Source organism: Spartinivicinus ruber, from assembly GCF_011009015.1.
Taxonomy (GTDB): domain Bacteria; phylum Pseudomonadota; class Gammaproteobacteria; order Pseudomonadales; family Zooshikellaceae; genus Spartinivicinus; species Spartinivicinus ruber.
Window position 1 is genome coordinate 2,503,107 of the sequence record NZ_CP048878.1, and the last position, 16,456, is coordinate 2,519,562.

Here is a 16,456-nt window from a genome sequence, read left to right on the forward strand (position 1 = left end):
ATTACAAAGTGTCTATTTTAATAGCGTACTGCGACTGCTGGTTAGCTGTAGAATAGTGGCGGCTAAGTAATTCTTTATTACTCTCCTGACTGTTGTTGCTGATACCTCCGAAATTAACCCATTGACCGAGTGGTGCACTAAAGGTGGTATTGGTTTCTTGAATATCAATGGTTCGTTGTTGTTGTGGGTTGACGCGGTTATTGTGACTGTTTAGTTGAATATGGGCTTGATTACCGCTTACCCGTACGGTCACATAAAACCCTGCGGTAACATTTTTATAATAAGTACTGCTTTGGTGATAGTTTCCGTAACTGGAGTGTTCTTTAACAGGGATTTGTTGTCCTACCTGAATAAACGCAGGTTGTCCTTCCAGTGCTCTAACCTGTTTTACCCCATTATTTTGATTAGCCTGCGTACCATGACGAATAATAACCCGATTTTTTTTAGGTACCGGGTGGGTGTTGCTGATGGTGGTATCGCCAATTTTAATCCGTGCCTGTGTATCAAAACCCCGGTCGGTGCTCGTTTGACGACTGTTGTCGCGTACACTGATCAGTAGTTGTTTGGCTGGTTTGTCTAGTTGACTTAGTAACTGGGTAAGCTCTTGATAGTTGGTGGCTGTGGTTTTGATAATTAATACATTATTGAAGGTAGTGACTGTGCCATTATTCGACACAAGCGGTTTAAGTACTTCAACTAGGTTTTCAGCAGGTTGGAAACGGGGTTCAAGTGTATAGGTATTTAATGCTTCTCCCCAAGCGAGTTGACAAAATGTCATTATCCCAAGTAGTTGGGATAATCGTGTTGTTACAGTCATATAGCTAAATTCCTGAAATCCGGCGGAATGGTGCTTTTTTCCCAAGCTGAGCGAAATAGCTCATTGTGTTGTTTGACATAGCCAGCATCATTAAAGTTCGCGACGGCTTCATAACGGTCTCGGTCCATAATCTCTAACCAACCCTGTCGGTCAACCAGAGCGGTACCTAAGCTATCCAATGGATAGTGGGGGTGCACCAAATGAACCGCAACCAGACTGGGGATTCGTTGTTGTAAAGCAAAGAGCGGGTGAAATTGGCGAACTAATGGTTGTGGGTCTGTCACCAGGATATCGACTCGACTGACGGGGTTACGTCGGGCAAAAGCTGATAAACTGGCAACCACCATAGGGTGGCCAAACACGCTGACATCCAAGTCAGGAGAGAATACCCGAATATGCTCATCTGCTTGATTAATCAAGCTAACCAGGTGACTGACAATGGGCTCATGGCCCGTAAGTCGGACAGGCTCATCATCTTTACCCAGAACAAAGGGACAGTCTCCGCTACTGGTTTTACTAGCTCGGGGCTCGTAATCAGACTTGTCAGGCGCTTTGCGAATAGTGAAGGGTTCATCGTGAGGCGGTGGTGTATAAGGCATAGGGGGCCACTGTCCTTGCTGCCAGCAGAGTTGCCAGTTTCCAGAGTCTAACTGGTTGATCCGTTGAAAACCGACGGCTTCAAACCAGCTAGCCCACTTTCCATCTGCTTGGCAGTGTAGTTGGGTGATGGCTTGGTCAGAGGCTTTATCAATAACAAATTTGAGTAGCTGCTGTCCCAAGCCTTGATGCCGGAAGCTCGGATTAACCCATATATGATCGATTCGGTGGGGATCGCTTAGCAACCATACTGAAGCGACCAACAAGTCATCCCCTTTGATAATCACATAGGGCACTGCATCATCAAGTTGATGAGCATTATCTGGTGCGGGAGGCGGCTCAGCAAGTGCTTCAGACACTTGCTGCCATTGTTCCAGGGATACGGCTTTAAATGCTTCCATCAGTGTCGTCGTCATGAATCGTCACTGTTTCCATTGCGCATAGAGTTGCAAGAAGCGTTAGCACAGCTTCCGATTTCGACTGCAGGTGATGCCAAGTAACGGGGTGGCGCTCGCACAGCTGTTGAATGATAGGCAGTGCTTCTTTCGAAGTGGTGACCGACACACCATCAGCAAACACCAAGAGCTCTTGATTAATTTCACTATAGGCCAGACGAGCGCCAAGGTTAAGGATAATTTGGTAACCTTGTTGTAATAAATTAGATATTTCTGTTATGGCGGCTGGTTCCAACTGCTCTTTGGCTAATACTGGTGGGGTGCTGTATTTGGGTTCGGTCATGTGTTCACCAAACCACTGAGCTAGCTTATCGGGCTGATCAATAACCTTAAGCAGTTGCTGGCGGAGCCGATTTAAGGTCGTTGCATCGATTTTGCCTGGCTTAACGTTTTCTTCTAGTTCTGGATCATGATAACGTTGCTCGGCTACCAGCTCGCTAGCGATAAAGTCAGCATACAAGCCAATCATATCGGCATAGGCGGGGGCACGAAAGCCAATAGAGAATGTCATGCCAGGTGTCAGAGCAACCCCGTAGTGTGCTATCTGTGGGGGAAGATAGAGCACATCCCCAGGTTCCAATGTATAGGTTTGTTCAGCAGAAAACTGCTCAAGGATTTGCAGGTCGGGGTGGCAAATTAACGGGGTATCACTGTCACAGTGACCTCCTAACTGCCATTCACGAGTGCCCTCAGCCTGGAGCAAGAACACATCATAGTTGTCATAATGAGGTCCTACACTTCCTCCTGTTGCCGCAAAGCTGATCATGATGTCATCCAAACGCCAGCTGGGTAAAAAGCTAACCGTGTTGAGCAATTCTGCGACTTCAGGTACCCAATGATCAACCGCCTGGACCAGTAAGGTCCAGTCTTTATCACCCAATTCAGCAAAGGTCTCTTCACTGAATGGCCCACGGCGTAATGCCCAGGGTTGATTCCCCACCTGGGTTTGGATAATGCGCGACTCAATTTCTGGTTCTAATGCTAAACCTGCTAGCTCGTCGGGACTGATGGGGGCTTCAAACCGAGGAAGCGCCTGTTTAATCAGCAAGGGTTGTTTTTGCCAGTAGTCTTTTAAAAAAGTGGCTATTGGCAGGTTGCCCAATAAGTTCATTCAATCCCCTTGGCTTGGTCTGCAGCATTGCCAATATAGTTAGCTGGGGTTAGCTGTTTGAGCTGGGCTTTTACCTCAGCCGGTAGCTCAAGGGTATCAATGAACTCTGCTAGGGTAGTTTGGTTTATGGTTTTACCTCGGGTCAATGCTTTCAGCTTTTCATAGGGCTCAGGGATATCATAGCGGCGCATCACCGTTTGAATGGGCTCTGCCAACACTTCCCAGGCGTTATCGAGATCTTCAGCCAGGCGAGCTTTGTTGGTTTCGAGTTTGCTGATGCCTTTCAAGCTGCTCTGATATGCAATGACACAATGCCCAATCCCGACGCCCAAATTACGTAACACAGTGGAGTCAGTTAAATCACGTTGCCAGCGAGAAATGGGTAGTTTGCTGGATAAATGCTGAAAAATGGCATTGGCAATGCCCAGGTTGCCTTCAGAGTTTTCAAAATCGATGGGATTCACTTTGTGAGGCATGGTGGAAGAACCGACTTCGCCAGCGACCGTTTTTTGTTTGAAATAGCCCAATGAAATGTAACCCCATACATCCCGGTCAAAGTCGACCAGAATAGTATTGAAGCGGCTAATGGCATCATACAGTTCAGCAATATAGTCATGGGGCTCAATTTGGGTGGTATAGGGGTTCCAAGTGAGTCCTAAGCTTTCAACAAACTGTTGGGCATTAACCTGCCAGTCAATGTCAGGATAAGCTGACAGATGGGCATTGTAGTTACCCACGGCTCCGTTGATTTTACCCAATAATGGTACTTGTTTGAGTTGGACCCGCTGACGGTTAAGTCGAGCGACCACGTTAGCCATTTCCTTGCCAAGGGTAGTAGGCGAGGCGGTTTGGCCATGGGTTCGGGATAGCATTGGCAAGTCGGAAAACTGGAGGGCTAGTTGTTTAATGGCTGTTGTGACTTGCTCCATCTGTGGGATCAAGACTTCAGTAAGTCCCGCTTTTAGCATTAACCCGTGTGACAAATTGTTGATGTCCTCTGAGGTACAAGCAAAATGGACAAACTCACTGATGGCTGCTAGTTCAGGATGGTCAGCCAGTTTTTGCTTAATGAAGTATTCCACCGCTTTAACATCATGATTGGTCGTACTTTCTATGGCTTTTACTTGCTCGGCATCAGCGACTGAAAAGTTGCTCAATAGGTTTTCTAAAACCTGGTTTGCCTCAGTAGAGAGCGTTGGGACTTCAATGATCCCTGGGTGACTAGCCAGTTGTTGGAGCCAGCGTACTTCTACAATGACACGAAAACGAATCAGGCCGTATTCACTGAAAATGGTGCGTAATGCTTCGGTTTTATTGCCATAACGGCCATCGATCGGAGAAATTGCGGTTAGTGCAGAAAGTTGCATAAGGGATTGTCCACAGCGATAGGTTTAAGATAGTAGTTGGAGTCAACTAATTAGTTAATAAATTAAACATTAAAGCAACAAACTATTGTGTAGTTAATAGCCAAGGTGATTGAGGGCAGAAAGTAATTTCTTGCGATAAAACAATAAATGCCAGCGCCGCCCCCCCACTTGATACCAAAGCATGGCTGACCTTACCCCTGCGAGCAGGGTTGCGCGAATTTTATCGGCATTAGCCTGCTGTTGTAGGTACTGGGGATCGCCTGTGACCTGAATTCTTGGTCGCAATGTGCTGATGGTGTCAAGGTAAAGTGAAGCTAAGTTGGCCATGACATTGGTGTGGTTAATACCAAAGTGAGCGACCTGGTCTTGCACTTGTTCCAGCCGTTCACTGATGGTTTTTAGCATGTGGGGGACTTTGCTTAGCTTGCGTTCGAGATGTATGAGTGTCAGCGCATAACGGATTGTATCGGTATGGACTGGCTGGTTATTTTTCCGCTCAAGAATTTGCCTGAGAATATTGAAGCCGATGGTTAGCCCAGATAGCCCATCATAGACAGCCTCTACATTTTCTGGATTGGTAGACAAAATACTGCTAATGGATGTTTCTAATGCATCAGCAGGTGCTTGCCCTTGCTTGGCAATTTGCTCCACCAGATGACTTGCCTGAAATACACCAGCTAAAGCAATGAGTTGGTTGTGATAGTTATGTGATGCCATTTAATTCTCAATTCATCAGAGGCAATCAATCAAGGGGCGCAACTTGCGATAACCCCACCACCTAAACAAATTTGATCATCATAAAAGACCACCGACTGGCCTAGGGTTATGGCCCGCTGGGGCTGGTCAAATGTCACTTGATAATCGCCATTGGGTAGCTGCTCTAACAAGCAGGCTTGGTCCTGTTGGCGATAACGGATTTTTGCAGTTAATCGCGCTGGCAGTGAGGGGGGCTCACCCGCTACCCAATCTATGGTTGGGGCAATCAGGCGCTGGGCAAAAAGTAATGGGTGATCAGTGCCCTGAACAGCAATGAGTACGTTGCGCTCTAGATCTTTGCCAGCAACATACCAAGGTGCTTCTTGGGCGCCTTTTAAACCCCCAATACCCAACCCTTGGCGTTGGCCAATGGTGTGATACATTAGCCCTTGGTGTTGGCCAATCACTTCACGCTCAGGTGTTTCAATATTGCCTGGTTGCGCTGGTAGGTATTGTTTTAAAAAGTCACTAAAGCGCCGCTCACCAATAAAGCAAATACCGGTACTGTCTTTTTTATCGTGGGTGATCAAATCATGCTGTTCAGCAAGATTACGAACCTCTGGTTTGGTTAACTCACCAACTGGAAATAAGGTTTTGGCAAACTGCTCCGCCCCAACTGCATGTAAAAAGTAACTTTGGTCTTTGTTGTGGTCGAGCCCTCTTAACAAGCAGGCTTTACCATTGATTATGCGTTTACGGGCGTAATGGCCAGTGGCAATATAGTCAGCACCTAGGACCACGGCATAATCCAGAAAGGCCTTAAATTTAATTTCTTTGTTGCAGAGAATATCTGGGTTGGGAGTGCGTCCAGCCTGATATTCATGTAGGAAGTGTTCGAAAACGTTGTCCCAATATTCAGCGGCAAAGTTTGCTGTGTGTAAGGAAATTCCCAGTTTGTCGCAAACCGCTTGAGCGTCAGCTAAGTCTTGTTTGGCAGTACAGTATTCAGTGCCATCGTCTTCCTCCCAGTTTTTCATAAACAGCCCTTCAACTTGATAGCCTTGCTCTTTCAGCAAGAGGGCTGAAACCGAAGAGTCTACACCACCTGACATACCAACGATGACGCGAGCGGGATGATTATCAACCATTATTAAACCATGTACATCATGTTAAAAAAGCCAGCTATTTTACTCATCCTCGTGAATAACTGCCAATGGGTAACGTATTCCTGCAAGATAGTCTTTAATACATTGTACGACCAGTGGGCTACGCAAGTGAATATTAGGGTGGCTGAGCTGCTCTAAGGTTAACCAATGAGTTGCTTCAATATCGGGGTCAATGACATGGTCTGGATGGTGGTGAACAGGTTCAGCAATAAAGCAGTAGCGGTGGAAGGTAAGGTCATTAGCTGGCGGTCGATAAATATACACTCCTAGCAAATAACTGGGCTTTACTTCCCAGCCAGTTTCTTCAAAGGTCTCCCTGATAGCTGCTTCGACTATTCTCTCATTAGCTTCTATGTGTCCGGCAGGCTGGTTGAATACTAACTCGCCTTTAACCTGCTCACTAACAGTTAAAAATGTTTGGTCTTTTTCTACGACGGTGGCCACAGTGGCTCTTGGGGTCCAAATCATAGGGTTTGTCTCAGCTTTGTAGAAAGCGCTTAACAGGCAGTTAGTTGAATAGTCATCAAATGTTGGCTAAAAATCAACGACAAGTAAAACGAATAGTAGTTGTTGTATAAATATAAAAAATAACCAGGATTAATGAGGTTTATGTAATAAAACTACAAATACTGTCATAATACCCGACAAAATAGGGCCAGTTCATACTGTCGTGAATCATACAGGTTTTTATTTAGCGTCTGTTACCACGACAGGGCTTGTTTAGTTCTTGCACTAAAGGTAAAAGGCTAATCAGAAAAAGTAGGTGACAACTTGTAGAATAACTACAACAATAATCCTGTTTTAGCATTTTGATAGGCTTTAAAAATTAACCTAACCAGAAAAACGGAGTAGAGAATGGGATACCAAAAAATTCAGGTACCAACGACAGGCGAGAAAATAACTGTTAATGCTGATAACTCCCTGAATGTACCTAATAATCCTATTGTGCCCTACATCGAAGGGGATGGCATTGGGGTTGATGTATCACCTGCCATGATCAAAGTGGTCGATGCGGCTGTTGAGAAAGCTTATGGTGGTCAGCGTAAGATTTCCTGGATGGAAGTCTATGCAGGAGAAAAAGCCACTCAAGTATACGACGAAAACACCTGGTTGCCTGAAGAAACTCTGGAGGCTTTTAAAGACTTTGCCGTGGGCATTAAAGGTCCGCTGACTACCCCCGTCGGTGGTGGTATTCGCTCTTTAAATGTAGCTTTACGTCAAGAGCTTGATCTGTATGTCTGTCAGCGGCCAGTGCGTTGGTTTACTGGAGTGCCTAGCCCTCTCGTGAACCCAGAAAATGTAGATATGTGCATTTTCCGTGAAAACTCAGAAGATATCTATGCAGGTGTTGAATGGAAAGCGGGTACACCAGAAGCTGATAAAGTAATTAAATTTTTCAAAGAAGAAATGGGTGTCACTAAAATTCGCTTTGACACCAACTGTGGTATTGGTATTAAGCCCGTTTCGGAAGAGGGAACGAAGCGCTTAGTACGTAAAGCAGTTCAGTATACCATCGATAATGATAAAGCTTCACTTACGTTGGTACACAAAGGCAACATCATGAAGTTTACTGAAGGTGCTTTTAAAGAGTGGGGTTACGAGTTAGCCCAGCAAGAGTTTGGTGCTGAGTTATTAGATGGTGGCCCATGGTGCACCTTTAAAAATCCAAAAACCGGTAAAGAAATCGTTGTTAAAGATGTGATTGCTGATGCTATGTTGCAACAAATTCTATTGCGTCCAGCTGAGTATGATGTGATTGCTACCCTTAACTTGAATGGTGACTATTTATCTGATGCATTGGCTGCTGAAGTGGGTGGTATTGGTATTGCTCCAGGTGCTAACTTAAGTGACACCGTGGCTATTTTTGAAGCCACTCATGGTACTGCACCTAAATATGCTGGTCAGGATAAGGTGAATCCAGGGTCATTAATACTTTCTGCTGAGATGATGTTGCGTCATATGGGCTGGACGGAAGCAGCTGATCTGATTATTAAGGGAATGGAAGGGGCTATTTCTGCTAAAACGGTTACTTATGACTTTGAGCGGTTAATGAGTGGCGCAAAATTATTAAAGTGTTCTGAATTTGGCGACGCTATGATTGAGCATATGGGCTAATTTTTACACTTTTTAGTTATTTTTCTGCCTAACTATAAATTAAATGGTTGCATATAAGTAATCGAATATTAATATGTAGTTAGGTGGTAATAACAAAATTGTTTAAAAATAAATCGGTTGGTTGTTTTTATCCTTAAACTGAAGGGTATTGGTCTTTAAAAATAAGCCACCAAAAAAGGGTCTTAATACCCATTGTATTAAGACCCTTTTTGTCAGTTGCTGTAAACAGCAATCTTTATTGTTGTTAGTTTATTTTTTAGTCTTCTAATGCTGCTTCCTCTCGCTGGTTAAAAGTGGATACTTTCACACCTGGCTCTGAAACTGCTATCGAGCCTCCGGCATCCTGGGGTAAAGGAACAATATTAATGGCATGCAATCCCTTCGGGCCTTGAAGGATATCAAAGTTGACGGGTTGGCCTGCTTTTAAGGTTTTGTAACCATCCATCTCAATCGATGAGTAGTGCACAAACAGGTCTTCGTCACTATCCTCTGGTAAAATAAATCCATAGCCTTTGGCATTATTAAACCATTTCACTTTACCTGTTGGCATGCTTAATTCCCTCTGCGATAAACTCCTAATTGGAGTAGTTCCTACAACACTATGCAACCTTGTCCCTAGGCAACATAAACGAAAAAAACCATCAATGATGGTTTTAAAACTAGTGTTTAACATGAGAAGGCTTCTGTCAAGTAGTTCAAAGCTGCAAAAGTTTGATTAACAGAGTTATCATAATAAGAATTCCATAGAATAATTTTTCTTGTGAATAGGGTTGAGTATTAACGATGGGTAAATTAAAAGAACTTCGTCTAACATTAGATAGTGAGGATGGAACCGGCGATCTAGACGGAGATGGGCAAGTTGTGGTGGCGCCGGCAAAGCCTGCTTTGAAACCACCCGCTATGTACAAAGTAGTACTCATCAATGATGATTACACCCCAATGGACTTTGTTGTTGAAGTACTACAGTTGTTTTTTAATATGAACTGGGAGAAAGCTACCCAGATCATGCTAACAGTCCACACGCAAGGGAAGGGGGTTTGTGGAGTGTTTACAAAAGATGTTGCTGAAACTAAAGCAGAACAGGTGAATCAATATTCAAAAGAGAGTCAGCATCCCCTGTTGTGCAATATTGAAAAAGCTAATTAATCAGCGGAACCTAAGGTACCAACGATATGTTGAATAAAGACCTCGAAGTGACCTTGAATCATGCCTTCAAGGATGCTCGTGCCAAACGTCATGAATTTATGACGGTGGAGCATCTGTTGTTGGCGCTGCTGGATAACGATGCAGCAGCCAAGGTATTGAAGGCCTGTGGTGCTGATATGGATCGCTTGCGCAGGGACTTAACTGACTTCGTCGACTCAACCACGCCCTTAATCCCCAGCAATGAAGAAGACCGGGAAACTCAACCAACGTTAGGGTTTCAGCGGGTGCTTCAACGTGCCGTATTTCATGTGCAAAGCTCAGGAAAAAAGGAAGTGACTGGCGCCAATGTATTGGTCGCCATTTTTAGTGAGCAAGAGAGTCAAGCCGTTTATTTCCTCAAACAACAAAACATCGCCAGGATAGATGTGGTTAATTTTATTGCTCATGGTATTTCTAAAGTATCAGGGGCAAGCAGTGACCAGGAAGAAATTGGTCATGAGCAAGGAGATGATGAGGCGGCGACCGATACCGGCACCTCATCGAATCCATTAGAAAACTTTGCCACTAACCTGAACGAACAGGCTAAAGCTGGCCGGATTGATCCGCTGGTAGGAAGAGACCAAGAGCTGGAGCGAGTTGCACAAATTTTAACCCGTCGCCGCAAAAATAACCCTTTATTGGTGGGTGAAGCGGGGGTAGGGAAAACAGCGATTGCGGAAGGTCTTGCTAAGCGCATTGTTGATGGAGAGGTTCCTGATATTTTAACTGATGCCACGATTTACTCTCTGGACTTGGGAGCGTTGCTTGCGGGGACCAAATACCGTGGTGATTTTGAAAAGCGATTCAAGCAGCTGCTGGCAGAGCTTCGTAAGAAGGCCCATGCCATATTATTTATTGATGAAATCCACACCATCATTGGTGCCGGTGCTGCATCGGGTGGGGTGATGGATGCTTCTAACTTATTGAAACCCTTGTTGACCTCTGGTGAGCTGCGTTGTGTCGGCTCGACTACGTTTCAGGAGTTTCGTGGTATTTTTGAAAAAGACCGGGCTTTGGCACGGCGCTTTCAAAAAGTCGATATTAATGAGCCCAATGTGGAGGATACCTTCCATATTTTAAAAGGACTGAAACCCAAGTTCGAAGAGCATCATTGTATTAAGTACACGGAAACAGCCCTCAGAGCGGCTTCAGAACTGGCAGACCGTTATATTAACGACCGCCATATGCCTGATAAGGCTATTGACGTGATTGATGAAGCAGGGGCTTATCAGCGTTTACAGCCAGAAAACAAGCGGAAAAAAACCATTGGTGTGGGTGATATTGAGTCGATTGTGGCGAAAATTGCCCGAATTCCACCCAAAAATGTGTCTGCTTCTGATAAGGAAATTTTAGAGAAACTGGAACGTAACCTGAAAATGGTGGTATTTGGCCAGGATGAAGCCATTACTTCATTGGCAACAGCAATCAAAATGTCTCGTGCTGGTTTAAAGGCTCCAGAGCGTCCTGTAGGGGCTTTCCTATTTGCTGGGCCTACTGGGGTAGGTAAAACTGAAGTGAGTCGTCAGCTGGCTGAGGTGCTCGGTATAGAGCTGGTTCGGTTTGATATGTCTGAGTATATGGAGCGCCATACTGTATCGCGATTGATTGGAGCGCCACCAGGTTATGTTGGTTATGACCAAGGTGGCTTGTTAACGGAAGCTATCAATAAACAACCCCACTGTGTGCTGTTATTGGATGAGATTGAGAAAGCACATCCGGAGGTGTTTAACTTGCTGTTGCAAGTGATGGATCATGGTACGTTAACAGACAACAATGGTCGTAAAGCTGATTTCCGTAATGTCATTATTGTGATGACAACTAACGCTGGAGCTGAAACTGTTAGTCGTGCTTCGATTGGTTTTACTGAGCAGGATCATTCTACTGATGGAATGGAGGCTATTAAGAAAACCTTCTCACCAGAGTTTCGTAATCGCTTAGATGCCATTATTCAATTTGGTAGCTTAGATCCAGACGTGATCAAGCATGTGGTCGATAAGTTCTTGACTGAGTTACAAGTGCAGCTTGATGATAAGAAAGTATTGTTAGAGGTTGATGATAGTGCACGTGCCTGGCTGGCAAAAGAAGGCTATGACAAGCAAATGGGCGCACGCCCTATGGCACGAGTTATTCAGGAAAATTTGAAAAAGCCACTGGCAGAAGAAATCTTGTTTGGTCAGCTGGCTAGTAATGGTGGCAAGGTCCACATTTCTGTGAAAGATGATGCGCTGGTGCTGGATTATGAGGCAGCCTGAAGGCTGCCCTCGTAATCCGATTATGGATATAACTAGCTAGATCCAGCAGGATTAACGGGCACGATAAGTAATACGACCTTTGCTTAAATCGTAAGGTGTCAGCTCAACCCGGACCTTATCACCAGTTAAAATACGAATGTAGTTTTTGCGCATTTTTCCAGAAATATGGGCAGTTACTACATGGCCGTTTTCCAGTTCGACACGGAACATTGTATTGGGCAAAGTGTCGATCACTGTGCCTTCCATTTCAATAGAGTCTTCTTTTGCCATTCGGCTTAGCACCTCAATGCGTTGATTAGCTGAGAAGCTAACTCAGTATAAATCAGCTAGCTTGATATAGTCTCAATATAAGCTAGCTGATTTATATCAAGATAGCTTCTGGTAAAACGGGCTGCATTCTGCCTGAAAACTAGTCTAGAAGTAAAGGCTATAAAGGTCTAGAAAACTAACTTTTTTAATATAAACGCTTTAAAAGCCGCGTTTTTATTAAGTATGGCGCGGTTTTTTAGGAGGCAAATACAGTATTGAAGCTCAAGCGAGGAAATGCGCTGCTAGTAATAAAACTAAAAAACTATGTTACAACCGCCTTATAAAACTGCCAGCCATTGGTGATCCAAATAAATCTCTAGTGGCCTAAACTCCGTTTTGTAGCTCATTTTTTGGCATTCCTTGATCCAATAGCCCAGGTAAACGTAGGGTAAACCTAAGGATTTAGCCAGGTAGATTTGCTGAAGAATACAATAAGTCCCCAAGCTGTGCTTGGTCAGTTCTGGCTCAAAAAAGGTATAAATAGCTGATAGCCCTTTAGTCAGTTCATCCATTACTGCCACTGCAACCAGTTTATTGTCTAACCAGCACTCCATAAATTTACAAAAAGACCAGTCACCTACTAAGAAAGAATTGAACTGCTCTTTGCTGGGAGGAAACATATCACCATCAGCATGTCTGGCTTCAATGTAACGGGCATAAAGCTCATAGTATTCATCACAATAGTGAGGTGGACAAATGCGTAGGGAAATGTCTTGGTTTGTTTTTAAGATCCGCTGAAAACGACGCTTGTATTTAAACTCGTCCACTTTGACGCGTACTGGGGTACAGGCGCAACAAGCTTCACAATGGGGGCGGTATAAATGTTGGCCGCTCCGTCGAAAGCCTAAGTCGGTCAACTGACTGTAAAGGGGCTTCGAGATAATAATGTCAGGATCAAGAAACAGCGTGGTTGCCTGTTGCTTGGGTAAATAGCTGCAGGTATGGGGTTGTGTGGCGTAAAACTTTAAAGCTTTCAGGTTGCTCATGCACTTTCACCCAACGGATTGGTGTGAAATCCTTTCCAGCTAATTTCAGCAGTATGACAGCAATACTGATTAAGATAGTCAACGAATAGCTCTCTGGAAATAGGGCGAGCGCCTAAACTTGCCAGGTGCTCACTATAAACCTGACAGTCAATCAGTGGAAAGTTCCATGCTTTAAGTTGTTCGACCAAATAGTACAGAGCGACTTTTGAAGCATTGGTTGCTTTGCTGAACATGGATTCACCAAAAAATACTGAGCCAATAGCTACACCATAAAGTCCTCCCACCAGCTCACCATCTTGCCAGCACTCGATGGAGTGAGCATGTCCTGACTGATGCAGTTCATTATAGGCACTGTACATTTCATCACTAATCCAGGTGCCACTGGTCTGTTTTCTGGGTGCCGCACAAGCTTGCATCACTTGAGAAAAGGCTTGGTCACAGGTAACGACAAATGACATTTTCTTTAAAAACTTGCGTAGACTACGGGATACTTTCAGTTCTTCAGGTAGTAAAACCATTCTTGGATTAGGTGACCACCAAAGAATGGGTTCAGTTTCACTGAACCAGGGGAATATACCATGGCGATAGGCTTCCAGCAGGGTTGAGACAGAGAGATTACCGCCTGCTGCCAGCAAGCCATCTGGATAATCCAAAGCATCACTCACTGGTGGAAATTTGACGGGATAATCGTTAAGCCAAGGAATTTGCGCCATATGTACCAATGTAATCTAGCTTAATTTCTTTTGTTTGCGGCACCCTAACAGTCTGAGGTGGTCATTGGCAATTCTAGCTCGAATATTGCTAACGGGTTTTTCAAAAGCTCAACTGCTTAATATATGGGGAATTACTGTTCTGGCAGAAGCTATTGATTTGAGTGCGTAGAGAACAAAACAGATTTGCTAGTATAAACACTAAACGATTCAATAATTTAGGCGCGTATAGTTAATGTTTTGGTGGGCAATAACTTGCTAAACTATTATTATATAAGCTTTTTTGAGGAAGGGTAGGCTATTGAAAGGCGCGAAAACTCGAGCTAACGATACTATTACAATTCCCAGTATTTCATTCGTTGCACGACTGAAAGAGGGTATTTTAATTGCCCTGGTGGCAACTTGTGCTTATTTGCTGATGGCGTTATTTACTTATAGCCCTACTGACCCTGGCTGGTCCCACACAGGTGATGGGCAGCCAGTACAAAATGCAGTTGGCGCATCAGGGGCTTGGTTTGCAGATTTGCTATTATCACTATTCGGTTATTTTGCTTTTCTGTTTCCATTACTGCTGGCCATTAAAGCCTGGCAGGTATTTCGTTTTCGGCATCACCCCATTGAGTTTAACGGCCTATTGTGGACTTTGCGGTTTTTGGGGTTGCTAGTAACCGTTGCTACTGGCGCTTCGCTGGCATCGTTGCACTTTTCTATGCCAGCAGCAGAGCAATTACCAGCGTCCTCGGGTGGCATTCTGGGAACAGTAATCATTAAGCATACATTACCTGCTTTTAATGTTATTGGCTCCACCTTAGTGTTGGTAACTTGTTTTCTAGTAGGAGTGACAGTTTTTACGGATTTATCCTGGCTGCGTTTGATGGATGTAACTGGGCGAGTAGTATTGGACTTTCTTGCTCTGGTAGCACATGGCGGCAAACTGGTTTGGCAGCGCTTGCCAAAGCGTCAGCAGGATGAAGAGATTATAGAGCAACCGGCTAAGCCTCAACGGAGACGGCAGAAGCGCCAAGAGCCCGCTATTGATGATGAGATAGAAGTAGGGGAGGGGGATAAGCGTGCACCGATTTTAATTTCTCCGCTTACACAAGAAGCACCTATCAACAAGGCTCCACAAGCAAAAGCTACCAAGCCTAGGCGCAATGTCCAGTATGCAGGGCAAGTTTCTGGGGATATGCCTGCAGCTACGTTGTTAGATGAGCCTGACACAGGTAATCGCAAGGGCTTTTCTACAGAAGACTTAGAAACCTTATCTGAGCTGCTTGAAGTAAAGTTGAAAGATTTTAACGTGGTGGCGGAAGTGGTTGCTGTGCATCCTGGGCCAGTAATTACGAGATTTGAAATTCAACCTGCAGCTGGGGTAAAAGTCAGCAAAATTACTAACTTGGCTAAAGATTTGGCCCGTTCTCTGGCAGTAGTCAGTGTTCGGGTAGTGGAGGTCATTCCTGGGAAATCTGTGGTGGGTATTGAAATCCCCAATGAGGATCGGGAGATTGTTTATTTCAGTGAGGTGATTAATTCTAAAGCTTATCAGGCTTCTGACTCCCCGCTGAGTTTGGCATTGGGGCATGATATCTCTGGCCAGGCAGTGGTAGTGAACCTTGCTAAGATGCCTCACTTACTAGTGGCGGGTACGACAGGCTCAGGTAAGTCAGTTGGAGTTAATAGTATGCTGTTAAGTATGCTGTTTAAGGCCTCGCCTGAAGAGCTGCGGCTGATCATGGTGGACCCCAAAATGTTGGAACTGTCCATTTATGAAGGGATTCCGCACTTATTAGCGCCAGTCGTAACGGATATGAAGGAGGCTTCCAATGCTCTGCGTTGGTGTGTGGCAGAGATGGAACGCCGTTACAAGCTGATGGCTAAGCTGGGGGTAAGAAACATAGCCGGGTTTAACCGTAAAGTGAAGGATGCTAATAAAGCAGGAGAGCCGATCCCCGATCCTTTACACCAGCCTGTTAGTGAAGATGATCTAGCACCTGGCCTGGAACCTTTACCTTTTATCGTCGTGGTCATTGATGAGTTTGCTGACATGATGATGATTGTTGGTAAGAAGGTTGAGGAGTTGATTGCGCGGCTGGCGCAAAAAGCACGGGCAGCCGGTATTCACATGATTCTGGCAACCCAGCGCCCATCGGTCGATGTGATTACTGGTTTGATCAAGGCGAATATCCCTACCCGAATCAGCTTCCAGGTTTCTTCAAAAATCGATTCTCGTACCATCTTGGATCAAGGAGGGGCTGAGCAGCTGTTAGGTCATGGTGATATGCTTTATCTCCCTCCGGGTACAGGGGTACCTATTCGAGTCCATGGGGCATTTGTGTCTGATGATGAAGTCCATCGGGTGGTGGCAGACTGGAAAGCACGCTCCGAACCCGATTATTTGGATGAGGTCTTACAGGGGGGCGACGCCGATGTGCCTGGTATCTCTGCGGAAAATTCGGATGACAGTGAACAAGACGCACTTTATGATGAGGCTGTTGCATTTGTCACAGAATCAAGGCGTGCTTCCATTTCATCTGTGCAACGACGGTTGAAAATCGGGTATAACCGAGCTGCACGAATGATTGAGGCAATGGAGGCAGCCGGTGTGGTTAGCCCAATGGGCAGTAATGGCTCCCGGGAAGTTATCGCTCCAGCCCCTGTCACTGACTAAATAATCTGTTGTTGGAAAGGTT

The 16,456-nt window shown here is 44.9% G+C and carries 15 protein-coding genes; 4 read left to right on the forward strand and 11 right to left on the reverse strand.

All coding sequences use genetic code 11. The features are described from left to right. Position 1 precedes the first annotated feature (1 nt). From G4Y78_RS11730 to G4Y78_RS11760, 7 genes are all read right to left on the reverse strand, one after another. Positions 2-817 carry a secretin N-terminal domain-containing protein gene (locus G4Y78_RS11730; protein ID WP_163833201.1) on the reverse strand — a complete coding sequence of 272 codons (816 nt, stop codon included), beginning with the start codon at positions 815-817 and terminating at the stop codon, positions 2-4. Beyond that, positions 814-1,830, reverse strand: a complete 1,017-nt coding sequence (locus G4Y78_RS11735) for a GNAT family N-acetyltransferase (protein ID WP_163833202.1) — start codon at positions 1,828-1,830, stop codon at positions 814-816. Before G4Y78_RS11735 ends, G4Y78_RS11730 begins: the two co-directional genes overlap by 4 nt. Beyond that, complete coding sequence (locus G4Y78_RS11740) at positions 1,802-2,980, reverse strand: cupin domain-containing protein (RefSeq protein WP_163833203.1); 1,179 nt, start codon at positions 2,978-2,980, stop codon at positions 1,802-1,804. Before G4Y78_RS11740 ends, G4Y78_RS11735 begins: the two co-directional genes overlap by 29 nt. Then, positions 2,977-4,347 (reverse strand): adenylosuccinate lyase, encoded by a 1,371-nt coding sequence (purB, locus tag G4Y78_RS11745; protein WP_163833204.1) that lies wholly within the window; start codon positions 4,345-4,347, stop codon positions 2,977-2,979. The genes G4Y78_RS11740 and purB overlap by 4 nt, the downstream gene beginning before the upstream one ends. Positions 4,348-4,440: 93 nt before the next feature. Then, on the reverse strand, positions 4,441-5,064 hold the full coding sequence (gene hflD, locus G4Y78_RS11750; protein ID WP_163833205.1) for a high frequency lysogenization protein HflD: 624 nt from the start codon (positions 5,062-5,064) through the stop codon (positions 4,441-4,443). A 29-nt stretch (positions 5,065-5,093) separates the two neighbouring features. Then, positions 5,094-6,191, reverse strand: coding sequence for a tRNA 2-thiouridine(34) synthase MnmA (gene mnmA / locus G4Y78_RS11755; protein ID WP_163833206.1), 1,098 nt, complete (start codon positions 6,189-6,191; stop codon positions 5,094-5,096). 39 nt (positions 6,192-6,230) lie between these two features. Then, entirely contained in the window at positions 6,231-6,677 is a 447-nt protein-coding gene (locus tag G4Y78_RS11760; protein WP_163833207.1) for an NUDIX hydrolase, read from the reverse strand. A gap of 387 nt (positions 6,678-7,064) precedes the next feature. Here G4Y78_RS11760 and icd point away from each other — a divergent pair, with 387 nt between their 5' ends. Beyond that, positions 7,065-8,324 carry an NADP-dependent isocitrate dehydrogenase gene (icd, locus tag G4Y78_RS11765; RefSeq protein ID WP_163833208.1) on the forward strand — a complete coding sequence of 420 codons (1,260 nt, stop codon included), beginning with the start codon at positions 7,065-7,067 and terminating at the stop codon, positions 8,322-8,324. Between the two features lie 256 nt (positions 8,325-8,580). Here the strand turns inward: icd and cspD are convergent, their stop codons facing one another. Continuing rightward, positions 8,581-8,874 carry a cold shock domain-containing protein CspD gene (gene cspD, locus G4Y78_RS11770; protein ID WP_163833209.1) on the reverse strand — a complete coding sequence of 98 codons (294 nt, stop codon included), beginning with the start codon at positions 8,872-8,874 and terminating at the stop codon, positions 8,581-8,583. 233 nt (positions 8,875-9,107) lie between these two features. Between cspD and clpS the strand changes: the two genes are divergently transcribed. Both clpS and clpA read left to right on the forward strand, forming a co-directional pair. After that, positions 9,108-9,470, forward strand: a complete 363-nt coding sequence (clpS, locus tag G4Y78_RS11775; protein WP_163833210.1) for an ATP-dependent Clp protease adapter ClpS — start codon at positions 9,108-9,110, stop codon at positions 9,468-9,470. A 26-nt stretch (positions 9,471-9,496) separates the two neighbouring features. Beyond that, complete coding sequence (gene clpA / locus G4Y78_RS11780) at positions 9,497-11,761, forward strand: ATP-dependent Clp protease ATP-binding subunit ClpA (protein WP_163833211.1); 2,265 nt, start codon at positions 9,497-9,499, stop codon at positions 11,759-11,761. Between the two features lie 51 nt (positions 11,762-11,812). On the opposite strand, the gene infA is transcribed toward clpA, so the two are convergent. From infA to aat, 3 genes are all read right to left on the reverse strand, one after another. Continuing rightward, a complete protein-coding gene (gene infA / locus G4Y78_RS11785; RefSeq protein ID WP_027706826.1) occupies positions 11,813-12,031 on the reverse strand; it encodes a translation initiation factor IF-1 in 219 nt (72 codons plus the stop codon). Positions 12,032-12,348: 317 nt separating this feature from the next. Continuing rightward, positions 12,349-13,056: an arginyltransferase gene (locus G4Y78_RS11790; protein WP_163833212.1), complete on the reverse strand. Its 708-nt coding sequence runs from the start codon at positions 13,054-13,056 to the stop codon at positions 12,349-12,351. Next, positions 13,053-13,769, reverse strand: coding sequence for a leucyl/phenylalanyl-tRNA--protein transferase (gene aat / locus G4Y78_RS11795; protein ID WP_163833213.1), 717 nt, complete (start codon positions 13,767-13,769; stop codon positions 13,053-13,055). Before aat ends, G4Y78_RS11790 begins: the two co-directional genes overlap by 4 nt. Before the next feature lie 298 nt (positions 13,770-14,067). On the opposite strand from aat, the gene G4Y78_RS11800 reads away from it, so the two are divergent. Then, positions 14,068-16,434 (forward strand): DNA translocase FtsK, encoded by a 2,367-nt coding sequence (locus G4Y78_RS11800; protein ID WP_268935074.1) that lies wholly within the window; start codon positions 14,068-14,070, stop codon positions 16,432-16,434. Positions 16,435-16,456 lie beyond the last annotated feature (22 nt).

Coding starts and splice junctions, on each gene's coding strand:
- icd (WP_163833208.1), top strand. CDS start 7,065: ATGGGATACCAAAAAATTCAGGTACCAACGACAGGCGAGAAAATAACT.
- G4Y78_RS11760 (WP_163833207.1), bottom strand. CDS start 6,677: ATGATTTGGACCCCAAGAGCCACTGTGGCCACCGTCGTAGAAAAAGAC.
- purB (WP_163833204.1), bottom strand. CDS start 4,347: ATGCAACTTTCTGCACTAACCGCAATTTCTCCGATCGATGGCCGTTAT.
- G4Y78_RS11790 (WP_163833212.1), bottom strand. CDS start 13,056: ATGAGCAACCTGAAAGCTTTAAAGTTTTACGCCACACAACCCCATACC.
- hflD (WP_163833205.1), bottom strand. CDS start 5,064: ATGGCATCACATAACTATCACAACCAACTCATTGCTTTAGCTGGTGTA.
- G4Y78_RS11740 (WP_163833203.1), bottom strand. CDS start 2,980: ATGAACTTATTGGGCAACCTGCCAATAGCCACTTTTTTAAAAGACTAC.
- clpS (WP_163833210.1), top strand. CDS start 9,108: ATGGGTAAATTAAAAGAACTTCGTCTAACATTAGATAGTGAGGATGGA.
- mnmA (WP_163833206.1), bottom strand. CDS start 6,191: ATGGTTGATAATCATCCCGCTCGCGTCATCGTTGGTATGTCAGGTGGT.
- clpA (WP_163833211.1), top strand. CDS start 9,497: ATGTTGAATAAAGACCTCGAAGTGACCTTGAATCATGCCTTCAAGGAT.
- aat (WP_163833213.1), bottom strand. CDS start 13,769: ATGGCGCAAATTCCTTGGCTTAACGATTATCCCGTCAAATTTCCACCA.
- infA (WP_027706826.1), bottom strand. CDS start 12,031: ATGGCAAAAGAAGACTCTATTGAAATGGAAGGCACAGTGATCGACACT.
- G4Y78_RS11735 (WP_163833202.1), bottom strand. CDS start 1,830: ATGACGACGACACTGATGGAAGCATTTAAAGCCGTATCCCTGGAACAA.
- cspD (WP_163833209.1), bottom strand. CDS start 8,874: ATGCCAACAGGTAAAGTGAAATGGTTTAATAATGCCAAAGGCTATGGA.
- G4Y78_RS11730 (WP_163833201.1), bottom strand. CDS start 817: ATGACTGTAACAACACGATTATCCCAACTACTTGGGATAATGACATTT.